Origin of the sequence: uncultured Streptococcus sp. (assembly GCF_963536705.1) — a bacterium.
Lineage (GTDB): Bacteria > Bacillota > Bacilli > Lactobacillales > Streptococcaceae > Streptococcus.
In genome coordinates this window covers 87,096-97,371 of the sequence record NZ_CAUTAP010000010.1, presented here as the reverse complement: position 1 = coordinate 97,371, position 10,276 = coordinate 87,096, and the positions used below count along the sequence as shown (strand labels likewise).

Annotated in this window: 14 protein-coding genes; all 14 read right to left on the bottom strand. The window is 43.1% G+C overall.

Annotation, left to right across the window (positions count from 1 at the left end; translation table 11 throughout):
* Positions 1 to 735: type II CAAX endopeptidase family protein (locus RWX26_RS07235; RefSeq protein ID WP_314580392.1), on the bottom strand; the 735-nt coding region annotated here is incomplete at its 3' end.
* A gap of 142 nt (positions 736 to 877) precedes the next feature.
* Positions 878 to 2,071 carry an acetate kinase gene (locus RWX26_RS07230; protein WP_314580390.1) on the bottom strand — a complete coding sequence of 398 codons (1,194 nt, stop codon included), beginning with the start codon at positions 2,069 to 2,071 and terminating at the stop codon, positions 878 to 880.
* A gap of 36 nt (positions 2,072 to 2,107) precedes the next feature.
* Positions 2,108 to 3,073: a class I SAM-dependent methyltransferase gene (locus tag RWX26_RS07225; protein WP_314580388.1), complete on the bottom strand. Its 966-nt coding sequence runs from the start codon at positions 3,071 to 3,073 to the stop codon at positions 2,108 to 2,110.
* Positions 3,074 to 3,154: 81 nt separating this feature from the next.
* Entirely contained in the window at positions 3,155 to 3,547 is a 393-nt protein-coding gene (gene comGG / locus RWX26_RS07220) for a competence type IV pilus minor pilin ComGG (RefSeq protein ID WP_314580387.1), read from the bottom strand.
* Entirely contained in the window at positions 3,528 to 3,965 is a 438-nt protein-coding gene (gene comGF / locus RWX26_RS07215; RefSeq protein WP_268687067.1) for a competence type IV pilus minor pilin ComGF, read from the bottom strand. The genes comGG and comGF overlap by 20 nt, the downstream gene beginning before the upstream one ends.
* Positions 3,949 to 4,242: a competence type IV pilus minor pilin ComGE gene (gene comGE, locus RWX26_RS07210; protein WP_268687068.1), complete on the bottom strand. Its 294-nt coding sequence runs from the start codon at positions 4,240 to 4,242 to the stop codon at positions 3,949 to 3,951. The genes comGF and comGE overlap by 17 nt, the downstream gene beginning before the upstream one ends.
* Positions 4,208 to 4,642 (bottom strand): competence type IV pilus minor pilin ComGD, encoded by a 435-nt coding sequence (gene comGD / locus RWX26_RS07205; protein WP_314580382.1) that lies wholly within the window; start codon positions 4,640 to 4,642, stop codon positions 4,208 to 4,210. The genes comGE and comGD overlap by 35 nt, the downstream gene beginning before the upstream one ends.
* A complete protein-coding gene (comGC, locus tag RWX26_RS07200) occupies positions 4,602 to 4,919 on the bottom strand; it encodes a competence type IV pilus major pilin ComGC (RefSeq protein WP_002896769.1) in 318 nt (105 codons plus the stop codon). The genes comGD and comGC overlap by 41 nt, the downstream gene beginning before the upstream one ends.
* Positions 4,919 to 5,953 (bottom strand): competence type IV pilus assembly protein ComGB, encoded by a 1,035-nt coding sequence (gene comGB, locus RWX26_RS07195; protein ID WP_314580399.1) that lies wholly within the window; start codon positions 5,951 to 5,953, stop codon positions 4,919 to 4,921. Before comGB ends, comGC begins: the two co-directional genes overlap by 1 nt.
* Positions 5,883 to 6,824, bottom strand: coding sequence for a competence type IV pilus ATPase ComGA (gene comGA, locus RWX26_RS07190; RefSeq protein WP_314580380.1), 942 nt, complete (start codon positions 6,822 to 6,824; stop codon positions 5,883 to 5,885). Before comGA ends, comGB begins: the two co-directional genes overlap by 71 nt.
* Before the next feature lie 130 nt (positions 6,825 to 6,954).
* Positions 6,955 to 7,335 (bottom strand): DUF1033 family protein, encoded by a 381-nt coding sequence (locus RWX26_RS07185; RefSeq protein ID WP_002911060.1) that lies wholly within the window; start codon positions 7,333 to 7,335, stop codon positions 6,955 to 6,957.
* A gap of 376 nt (positions 7,336 to 7,711) precedes the next feature.
* Complete coding sequence (locus tag RWX26_RS07180; protein ID WP_314580378.1) at positions 7,712 to 8,818, bottom strand: glycosyl hydrolase family 8; 1,107 nt, start codon at positions 8,816 to 8,818, stop codon at positions 7,712 to 7,714.
* An 8-nt stretch (positions 8,819 to 8,826) separates the two neighbouring features.
* On the bottom strand, positions 8,827 to 10,137 hold the full coding sequence (locus RWX26_RS07175) for a glycosyltransferase (protein ID WP_002896777.1): 1,311 nt from the start codon (positions 10,135 to 10,137) through the stop codon (positions 8,827 to 8,829).
* Positions 10,130 to 10,273, bottom strand: coding sequence for a hypothetical protein (locus tag RWX26_RS07170; protein WP_002896778.1), 144 nt, complete (start codon positions 10,271 to 10,273; stop codon positions 10,130 to 10,132). Before RWX26_RS07170 ends, RWX26_RS07175 begins: the two co-directional genes overlap by 8 nt.
* Between the last annotated feature and the right edge of the window lie 3 nt (positions 10,274 to 10,276).

Sequence of the window (10,276 nt, the reverse complement as noted above, 5' to 3'; positions counted from 1 at the left end):
ACCTGTCAGTATCATGATGAGTACTGCAACTCCATTTCTCAACATGTGTGCCAAAATAGACATTTCCAAACGCTTAAATATATAAGCAACCGCAGCTAAAACAGCACCCATACCTGCATATATAACAAAACTGCCGATATTGGTCGGGCCATGAAAAAGACCGAAAAGAATGACTCCTACAACCAATCCCCAAACATAATGCTTGGTAAAAATCTTCTGAGGAATCAAGCCACGAAAGACCACCTCTTCCAAAATAGGAGCCTGAATCACGGCACCTACCACTAATAAAATCTTGGGTACATGCTGAAATAAAGCATTCAAGGCATCCTGATTGGCAGTGGAAATAGCCTGGCCTTCCAGCAGCATGATAATTGCTCCCAGCATGTTGACGCCAATCATGACAACATTAGAAACAGCTAACCAGCCAAACGAAGACCATTTGAAGAAGCTAAAGTCAAGGCTCAGCAGTTCTTCTTGCTTAGCCATTCTCAGAACAAAAAAGATAATCAAAAGATATACAACCAGCACAAAGATAGTCTGTCCAGCTGAAAAACTCTTTTCAGAAGCAGTCATCTGTCGGATAAATATAAATGGTATCTGGCTGAGAAATAAGACAAACAAAGTCAGTAGGATGTACTCTAATTTTTTTAGAATTGCTTTCATATCTTCCTCCTTTTCCTTCCTAGTATAGCTCAATTTTCTTATTTTGTATAGACAATTCTTAACTGCAAGCATTTTATATATCACGTATTGAGAGCCAATACTGATAGTGACTATGAGAACGAATCGCTCAGTTTTTCCAAGGTCAGCAACCAAGAAAATCCTTTCTTAAAACATACAAAAAGCCCAGTCAAACTGAGCTTTTGGATTTTTTGTTTTATTGATTTTTGAAACGTTCAACATCACGGGCGATGACCAATTCTTCGTCAGTCGGGATAACCAAGACTTTGACCTTGGCATCAGGACTGGAAATCACGCCTTCTGCACCACGCACATTCTTTTCTGGGTCTACGTTACAGCCAAACCAAGAAATACCATTAATAACCAGTTCACGAATGGTCACAGAATTTTCACCAATTCCTGCGGTAAAGATGATAGCATCAGCTCCATTCAAAACAGCAAGATACTGACCAATATATTTTTGAATCCGATCGACAAAAATATCGTTGGCTAATTGAGCCTTGGCATCACCTGCCCGCATCGCCTCATGAATATCGCGCATATCACTAGACTTCTCAGAAACTCCCAGCAGGCCAGACTCACGGTTCAGGACGCGACTAATATCTTCTGGAGTATTAAAGTCGTCTGTGTATTGCATCAGGTAAGGAATGATGGCTGGGTCGATATCCCCTGTACGCGTTCCCATCATGACACCGCCAAGTGGTGTGAACCCCATAGAGGTATCTACAGAAACGCCCTTGTCAACTGCTGTGATAGAAGCTCCGTTACCGATATGGCAAGTAATAAGTTTGAGTTCTTCAATCGGACGTCCCAAAATTTTAGCAGCTTCCTTGGCTACATACTCATGGCTGGTACCGTGAGCTCCGTACTTGCGGACCTTGCTTTCAGTGTAATATTTAGTCGGAATCGGATAGCGATAAGCTTTTTCCGGCATAGTTGTATGGAAAGAGGTGTCAAAGACTACCACGCTAGTGATGTCTGGCAGAATTTCTCTAAAAGCACGGATGCCTGCAGCATTGGCTGGATTATGCAATGGAGCTAGAAGAGACAGCTCCTCTACCTTTTGAATCACTTCTTCATCAACGAGGGCTGAATCCTTAAAGTGTTCACCGCCAGCCACAACACGATGGCCCACACCGGTAATTTCATCATAAGATTCAATGATATTAAAGCGTTTCAAATCATCCAGCAAAATTTTTACGGCCTGCGTGTGATCTGCAATATCAAGAACCTGCTTTTCTGAACGACCATCAAATTTCACTGTTGAAATAGAATCCTTGAGACCAATCCGTTCCAGCAAGCCCTTAGCCAAGACCTTTTCTTCCGGCATCAAGTAGAGTTGCCATTTTAAGCTTGAGCTTCCTGCATTAATAGAAATTGTTTTCGACATTTCTTCACCTCTTTAAGCGTTTTCAAAATTATTATATCAAAATTTTGTTTGAATTTCACTATCTTTGTACCAGTTTTGAAAACTTTGACGGAATTTAAACATTTCTTCATGGTCCTGCAAATCCCGCAGAGGATAGATAAAAGGCTGAATATTATTCGCTTCCTGTTTCCTCAAGACAAAAAGAGTTTTGGCATGCTTGCTGCTTGAGAAAATAGACTCTGGCAAGGTTATCATCGCGATGAACTGAGCTTTGGCTAGGAGCCATTTTTTCAGTAGGGGAGCTTGAGCACTGGTCAAGAGGTCATTCGGCGCCAGAAATATAGCATAGCCTCCCGGTTTCAGATATTTAAGCGACTGTTCCATTAGAAGATGATGGGCATAAGTGTGCTCATCCGGACTAGCCACTTCATAGCGGGAGGCGATACTGTCGTCTGGATAATAACCGACCGGTAAATCACTGATAATGATATCACTCTCTTTCAGAACCTGAGGCCGAACTGCATCCCCCTGAGCAAAGTGAGCCTTAGAGTTCGTAACCTCCGCAATACTGGCAGAAAGGTCAATTAATAAATCATCTAGTTCCAGACCCAGATAGTCAATCTTCTTTTGGGTATGATTGAGAATAGTCTCAGCCAAATTTCCAGTTCCACTGCCGATTTCTAATACATCAGCTTCCTCTCCGTGAGCTAGCTGATCCAATAAGAAAGTAATCAGAAAACCAATTGTATCAGGAGTGAACTGATGATTGACCTGCATGGGCTCCGTCTGGGCAGCCTTCATCAGAATAAACTGATAGGCTCTCCGCCATTCTTCTTTGGTCAAATGCAGAGCACGGATTTTTTCATCGTTGGTCAGAACTTCTTGTAAATCAGTATCCCCATCTAGGTAAATGCCGTTCTGCTCAATCAGAGCATCGTAAAAATTGGTCGCCAGAGCGTTTTGGATATTCTGGACGTTTTCGAGAATCAGAGTATAAGCTTGTTCTATCTTTTCAAAATTCATGGAATCCTCCGTTTATCCTATCATACCAAAAATAAGGCCCCATTCCAAGATATATAAAATTACAAAGATTTTACAGTTATATTAGTCCGACTTACCAGCTTCGTCCGAAATCGCTTTCTCTTTTTTGTCAGTTGCTTTCTTGTCTTCCTTTGCTTTATCCTCATCTTTCTTAGAAGTACTAAAAGTAAAAGAATAGGAATGCCCGCTGCTGAACTGACTGCTGATTTCCAGTTCCTTCCCTTTCTTACGGTAGACTGCCTTGCCCTGCTCAAACTCCATCTCACCGCTATCATCCTTGGCTGTAGCTTTTGTCAGAACCGCCATTGCATAGGCTTCCGTCCTTTCCCTGTTGAAAAGCTGCAAACGCTGACTGCTGACTTGACGGTTGAGATAAAACTGCAGGAGCAGGCTAAAGACTGCAGCCATCAGCAGCACATACAGTAAAATACCAGCCTCAACTTTCTTCTTCCACACGATAGACGAACTCCCTCTCTAAGCCTTTTTCAAAGCGAAAATGAAGATGGACAAGCTTACCTTCCTGACGAACGTCAGCTGCTTCTAAACCATAAATCATGGGCTGGTAGCCGCGACCACTCTTATCTGTTTTACGGAAATCATCTCCCTTGGATTTCCCCAAGGCCAAGTCCCTGCCATCTTGTCTGATGTAGATTTTGTTATCTTCAACCTTATCAAATTGACTTCGCGAAAGCTCTGTCTCCAGTTGGTCGGCAAACAAAAGCCACTCTTGCTGCTGATTATTCTCCTGCTGATGCAATTCTGAAGATAAGAGCTGGGTCATGGCCTGAAAGACCAGTATTCCACCACTAAGGACCAGTAAGGCTACTAAGGTCTCTAAGAGAGTAAAGGCCTTGACTTTAAGGTTTTTGGACACGGATGACTACCTCCCCTTCGTGATAGACTAGAAGCTGCTTATCTGTCTTAAGCTGACGTACGGTAATTCCGTTGATACGAAGCTCTTCTTGCCCTGTCTGCAGAGCCATGCGAGCCACCCGAAGCACCTCTTCCTGCTGCAGAAGAACCCGCTGCTCCTTACGAGACTGACTAATCTGTCCCAAAAGCAAACTGGCAATAGCCGCAAAAACTGCCATGGCCACTAGAGCTTCCAGCAGAATGCTAGCTTGAAGCTGTCGTCTTTTTAAACTTGCCATTGCCCATATAAAGCTGGTAAACAACTGTCCTGTCCTCCGTCTGAAAAATAATCTTGCTGAGCGATGAGTTCCCGCCGGCCCGGTCAAACTGAATGACCTGCTGCTCATGATTCTGCAGAGTTTGCGGAAAATCCAGCTCTTGATAGCCATTGGAAATCTGCCGGCCTGAAATCTTCAGAGACAGTTTCTCATGGCCGGCTAGACTTAGCCTCTGCGTCTCCTGATAGAGCCTCTCAAACTCTAAAAAGAAGAGTTGCTCTTGAACCTGATTGAAGCCAGCCCTTACCGAGCCTGACAAGCCCAGTAAGAGAAAACTAACAACAAAAAGAACCAGGAGACTTTCCAGCAGTGTAAAAGCCTTAATTGGCAACAGCTTGAGTTTCGCCACTGTGTTTTCCATAGTAAGCCTTATAAGAATCTGCCTGCTTCTGACTGATATTTCCTGCGCTGACTAGCTTGCTTAAGCTAGCCTTTTCATTGGTATTCTTGAGCTCATACAGCTCCGCCTGGCTTTCTACCACCTTGACCACCGCTGCAGTTCCTGTATCTGAAACAGCATCTTTTTGCTTTGTCAGATTAGGTACAAAGAGCAGCAAGAGCACGCTGATAACCAGCAAGACAATCAGCATTTCCACAAGGGTGAACGCTTGAACTTTTAAGGTATTAAGTTTTTTCATTACAAATGAACCTCCATATTCTGATAAATGGGCAAGAGCATTGCCGCATAAAGTAAAACAATCACTAAGGCAACAAAAATAAATACTAGGGGCTGAATGAAATTCATGGCTCGGTTGATACGTAGGAAAAATTCCTCCCAAGTCTTTTCAGCATAGACTTCCAGTTCACTCCCCAGCTTGGACTTAACCTCGCCGTACTCAATCATCAAGGACAATTCCTTTTTAAAGAAAGGATAGCTCGCCACCTTGTCCGCATATCCCTGACCACCTTGTAATGCAGCAGCCATGTCTGCTCCGATTTCTTTAAAGAGCTGGGAAGGTTGCTCCTGCATAATCGCAAAAATCTGACTCAGTTCCAAGCCCTGGCCAATCATATTTCCCCATTCACGAGCATAATAAGCGGTCAAGTAAGCCTGTACCAAATGTCCAAAAAAGGGCAGAGCTGCTAGTTTGCTGAAAAAACGAATCTTGGATGACTTTCGATAGTAAAAGAGAGCCACTGAAACCAAGACAACTAAAGCAAGGCTGCTCCACAAAAAGATCTGAGGCAGGTGATTAATCAGCTGAGTAGCTAGATTCTGGCTGTCCAATTGAGGCAGAAGATAGTTGCGCAATCCCAGCATGATAAGGACCAAAAAGCCCAGCAGCATGAGAGGATAGGTTCCTACCTCTATCAATTTTTTCTTAACCTTGGATAGATTTTCCAGATAGACCTCAATTTTTCCCAGACTTAGAGTCAAATTGCCATGCAGCTCAGATAAGGACAGCTGGGTTACAACACTGTCGGAAAATCCCAGTCGACTGACAATCTCTGAAAAGGACTGACCAGCTGACAAGCCTGCCCGCATTTCAGTGACATATACCTCCTCCAGCAAGGCACTTCGCCTCAGAAAGTCTACAATCTCTGCTAGGTGAAAACCGCTGCTGAAGAGATTATGAAAGAGCTCAATAATCTTTTTCTGCTTAGGCGTAGATAATTTTTTCGGTCTGCTTTTGCTCAGCACTGATATGTCCTTCTGCAAAAAGCTGATCAATCTGCTGATTCCAGACTGCGGCTTCGTGCTCTTGATAGTTTTGACTGACAAAATCAACGACACCTCCTCCCCCAATTAAACGCTGGTAACAAACACCTTGAAGCACCATTCTTAGCTCGTCCTCACTAACGCCTAATTCCAAAAGCCGCTCATAGACACCGCGAACACTCTTGGCATGAATTGTTGAAAAGACCGTGGCCCCAGTTAGACTTGCCCGAACCACTGCTCTAGCTGTCTCTCGATCACGGATTTCCCCGATAATCAAGAGATCAGGACGATGTCGCAGAGACAGCTTAATCAGACTGTCATAAGTCATGCCAATGGTTTCGTTTAGCTGCAGCTGCAGCATAGCCTCTTGCTTAATCTCAACCGGATCTTCAATCGACATAACCTGCTGGCCAAAAAATTTGAGCTGAGCCAAATGATACATCAAGGTCGTCTTGCCGCTGCCGACCGGACCCGAGAAAAGATAGAGACCGCGAGCCTGAATTTTCTTTCGCAGCTCCGGCAATTGCTCAAACCAAAAGCGCAGCTCCCTGTCTTCGTCATGAAGGAGTCGGATGACCAGACTTTCAAAACCACGGTAATCCCCAACTGTCGACAGTCGAATTGAAACCTTGGCTTCCCCACAGTCATAATCGCAAGACCCCAGCTGACTGCGGCGCTTCTCTCCAACATTCATACCTGCGACAAACTTAAAGTGGCTAATAACCGCTGACAGAAGCTCAAAATCATAAGTCTTTATAAAGCGGCGGTCATCACCGATTCTCATATAAAGCTCATAGCAAGTAGTCTTAGGAATGAGGTAAATATCCTGCGCCCCTTCTTGCCGAGCCTGCCTGATCATTTCTTTTGCAATTTCTTGAACCATACATCCTCCTCACCTTACTATTCGCAAAAAATCCAGAAAAAGAAAAAAACAGCGGAAAAAACTTAACTTCTAACAAGTTAGGTCTCTTCTGCTGCTCTAATATCAGATTTGCAAAATATATTCTGTCGATTTAAAGAGGCTTAGTGGTTTTTAGTTTGACTGAGCAAGCTCGATGCTTTTCAAGGCCGTTCTGCTTAGTATAGCCTGGCCGGTACTTACTCTTAGGAATCTGGCAGTCATTCTCCAGCAAAAACAGCGAGTGGTACTGCTGAACATTCTCATCACACTCCTCGCACCAGCGCTGATCCTCCGGATCCCAAAAAATTGTCATTAAATCACTGCGGCTCTTATACAAAGGTGACTGCTCTTCCATTTGCAGCCAGCGGCTTTTATAATACTTAAGGGCTTCATAATAATCATCAAACTGCTTCTTTGCAACGATATCATCTTCCCAGCCATCTAGGAACCACCACGGTTCATAGTCCCCGTACATCTCAATTACACAATACATACTCGTCCTCTCTTTGTACCGTATATTATATATGAATTCTTTGACGAACAAAACTATTTTGCTCAAAATCAGAAAACAAGAACTTTATTGGAACGGAGACAAGCACATCACTCTTCATAATATGAAGATTAACATCACGGATAGTATTCTTAACCATGCGAACAAATAGTGTTGGTCCATTTACACATACGACAGGTTTCTCAACATCTAGAAACTGGATAAGTCCTGATTTAGCATAAATACAAGCTTTCTATTTTGACAATTTCTGAAATAAATCTCAATCTTTTTCTTCAAAAAAGGTGAGACAAATGTCATTTTGTCCCACCCTATTGTCTGCATGATCTTAAGCAAAATTTTCATCTTGTTTGTTTCTGCATTATAAAGTTTCTAAAGCAATCATCGTTGTCACAGCTGCGTCATAGTAATTATCTGACGGCAAACCTTGCATGAAGAGATATTTATTCTGCTGCACCAATTTGCGGAATTCCATATTTTTATTCGCCGCATAGAATACTGGAGCGGTAAAGCTGCCAGCCTGATTACTATTGAGAGCCTTCCCTTTCAGAGTGTAGCCCGCATAGATCTTTTCTTGACTGAGGAAGAAGTTTAACATCTTCTTCAGCATTTTTTGACTTTTTTCATCTTTGCTTTGAGCCAGGTTGTAAGGAAGTCGGCAGGCATTATAAGAATAATAGCCATCATTTGCAGACTCAACCGTATCAGCATCAGCTGCCCGAATTTTGTCGCCTTCAACCCAGATAAAGTCTGGTATCAAACCAGTCTTATTATCAGCGCTGATTGCTTCAAGTTTGCTGAGCATGTTATCTCGGATTGTCAGCCACTGCTTATCCTTTGTCAGCTCATAGAAAGCTTGGAACTGCTGCGGCAATGTATCAGAAGTCCGCATGAGATTATAAAATTTCGATTCTGCATTTGCCCAGTTCCCAACCGTCAAAACGCCGTTGCTTTCATTATAGTTATATGCCAAGACATCTTTCAGAATAGCCTGAGCCTGATCTTGGTATTCTTTAGCCTTGTCCGGCCACTGTTTAGCCGCCTGAATCAAAGCATAAGCAATGTAGAGATCGCCGTCTGTAGCATTGTTTTCGTCTTCATGATTGCTCTTACCATCCTTAATCGTCTGTTTCCAAGACATGAGCTGGGTATCTTTCAGACGATGAGCTAGATAATATTGGTAGAGCTTTTCAAAATCAGCCGAACTGGCATCGCCTTGCTTAGCTGCATCCACAGCAATCACCATGCCATAACCCTGTGCCTCAGACAGCACAACATCTTCAGTCTTACTGTTTGTCGTCCTGATATAAGACAATTTGTCCTTGGTTACGACATATTCTTTAGACCATTGGCTGTATATCTTCTTTTTGATATTAGGAGTACTGCCCATGCGGGTGTACAACAGGATAGCAGCCAAAACAGCCAGAATTGTCACAAACCAAATAAATCTTAATCTTGTTCTTTTCACACTTTCTCCTAACCTGCAAATCGTTTTGTTTTAACCCACTTGGTTTCTTTCCGCTTCAAAATCTTGTCCAAGATAACAGATCCTACTGCATCTAAAGAAACAACGATAAAGAGCTGAGAGTAAGTCAAATAGGACACAAGGGCCAGCCAAATCTGTTTGGTGGTCGCCTGTCCAAACTGAGAAGCCAGGGCGATATTGATCTGCAAAAGATAAAGCAAAATCATCAGAAGCCAGTTAAAAAGCATCAGCTGGACGATATAGATATTCTGAGCATCAAAAGCGAAAGGAATCCGCACATCCGGTACAAAGAGCTGGGTAATCATTGCGGCTACGTTAGCAAAGAAAACCAAGTCAGATAAGACAATTGCCAAATTAAACCAGAAGAAGATACAAGAATAATTGAACACTTCCAGTTTCACGCGCCAGTTACCGCCACTAAAAAGATGTTTGAAGTTGGCAAGAACTACCTCGTAATTCCCCTTAGCCCAGCGCTTACGCTGCATGTAGTAGGACTTGAGGGTTTCTGGCTCTTGTTGGAAGGCCTCTGAGTTATAAGCCAAAGCAATCAGCTTGCCGCTCTGCATAATCTTAAAGGAAATTTCCGTATCCTCTGTCAAGGCACCATTTTTCCAACCACCGATACTCTTAACAAACTCAGTGTTAATCAAGAAGTTCGTACCTGGAATCCGCCCAATCTTAAAGAGGTGCCACATACCTACGTGGTAAACACGCTGAGTTACAACGATTTCTTGGTTGATACAACGTGTCAGGAAGTTCTGATTGGCATTCCGAGTCTTGTTGCGTCCGAAAGAAGCAACGTGGCGTTCTGGATCTTCCAAAACTTTCTTGACTAGGAAGTAAAGAGCATTCTTTTCTGGCATAGCATCCGCATCATAGACACAGATATATTCACCCTTGGCCATCTTCAGGGCGTCATTCAGCACCCCTGCCTTACCTCCCGTACCAGTACGGTCTGTAATTGTAATATTGCGTCCAGCGTACTCAGGCATAGCCTGAACTTTCAGCATTTCCTGATAAGTGTCATCCGAGCAGTTGTCCGCAAAGAGCAGAACTTCCACTCGGTCATGAGGATAGTCCAAGTCCAGAATGGCCTTAGTTGTCTGAGCGATAACCACATCTTCATTGTGAGCTGGGACAACGACAGTAACCATAGGATAATGTTCCAATGGGCTGGTATCCACGTTGAAGTCACTGCGTTTCATCCAGAAATGCACGGAAGAGCATAGAATAACCAAAGCCCAAGCCAGAGACATCCAGATGGAGAACAGAGTGACAATCATAATAAGTTGACTAATCATGACGAGTCACCGCCCTAAAATTTTTATTGACCCGATTGTAAATAACCAGATAATAAATGAAGAGGACCAAAAAGCTAATAGCAAAAAAGATACTTAGCACCATAGAGATGATAAAAAATACTTCTGTTAAAGACATGTG